Annotated in this window: 1 pseudogene; it reads right to left on the bottom strand. The window is 64.6% G+C overall.

From position 1 onward, the window contains the following. Positions 1-1515: pseudogene (locus tag EN893_RS33525) on the bottom strand (DUF3131 domain-containing protein); the annotation flags it as partial.

Genomic DNA, 1515 nt, shown 5'->3' with positions numbered 1-1515 from the left:
GGTCAGCCGGGCTTCGGAAGCCAGAAGGTCGTAGCAGCTCTCGTCGAGCTGGTGTTCCTCGACCCGGTAGCCGATCGACAACAGCTTGCGCTCCGGCCGCATCAGGAAGGAGAAATCCATCTCGAAGGCGTAACGGCGCGTGCGCTCGCGCAAGGTGAGCAGCTTGGCACGCAGCGCCTCGACGGCATTGTCGTCGCTGTGCGCGTCATGGACGTGCGCTTCGCAGGTGGCTTCCAGCCTTGCCGCCCAGTCGACGATGACGTCGCTCTGGGGCGACACCGCCTCGGTATGGATGGCGGTGGCCAATTTGCGGATCTCGCCGGCCAGCACAGCCAGGTTGATGGTGCGGATCGACGCCATTTCGGGCTGCGCCTTGATCGTGTCGACAGCGCGCCGCATGCCGTCGAGGCGGTCGGCGAGACGCTGGCGCAGCGGGCGCAACTGACGGCGGTCGTCGGGCAGATCATCGAGGCTTTCGCTGAGGATGGTGACCGTGTCGAGAATGCCTTCGAAATCGCCCTGGAGATGGACGGAAGGTGCTTCGGCCCATTCGGCGCAGGCCGCAGCCACCGCCACCAGATGGCCAGCGAGATTGCCGCTGTCGACAGCCGAGATGTAGAGCGGATAGAGCGGCTTCAGTGTCGTCGTGTCGTACCAGTTGAAGAGGTGACCGCGCTCACGCGGCATGCCCTCGATCGTCGCCATGGTGGCGTCGATGCGGGTGATGGCGTCGGACAGGCTGATCCAGCCGAAGTCGCGGGCGGAAACGACGGACAGCAGGTAGACGCCGATGTTGGTCGGTGAGGTGCGCGGCGCCACCACCGGCGCCGGGCTTTCCTGGAAATTGTCCGGCGGCAGATGGTGATGCTCTGCCGTTACGAAGCTTTCGAAATAGTGCCATGTGCGCCGCGCCACCGTGCGCAACGTATGGATGTCGGCCTGCGATATGCGCAGCCGATCCTCGGTTTCGGCCGAACGGCTGATCCAGCTGGCGATGGCCGGCGAGCCAATCCAGAACAGGGCGAAGAAGAAGGCGACGAAGGCGCCGGTCGAATCGGCCAGCACCGGAATGGCAAGGCCGACGAAGCCGATGATCACGGCGCCATACATCATGCCGTAATACGATCCGACATCGTTGTCGCCCGCCTTGTGCGCCTGCGAGGCGGTGCGCCATTCCAAAAGGTTCTGGCGGCTGACGAACAGCCGGTAGAGCGTACGCACGATGGCATCGCCCATCATCCAGGCATTGTGCGCCATCAGCACGATCTTCAGCGCCACCATGGCGGTACCGAAGGCGACGTCGCGCGCCAGAGCCGAGAAATGGCCGCGTGGCGTCTGGTCGCCGCTCTTGGGCAGGATGGCGTTGACGATATCGAATGTCGGCGCCATGAACAGGCTGAGGATCAGCAGGGCCTGCCATTGCGCGGCCTGCGTGAAGGGCAGCAGCGTCCAGCCGGCGATCGCCGCCATCACCCAGAAGATCGGCGTCAGCGAGCGGCGCAGATTGTCGATCAT

Origin of the sequence: Mesorhizobium sp. M7A.F.Ca.CA.004.04.2.1 (assembly GCF_004022825.1) — a bacterium.
Taxonomy (GTDB): domain Bacteria; phylum Pseudomonadota; class Alphaproteobacteria; order Rhizobiales; family Rhizobiaceae; genus Mesorhizobium.
The sequence above is the reverse complement of the archived record's forward strand: the minus strand, read 5'-3'. Positions and strand labels throughout refer to the sequence as shown.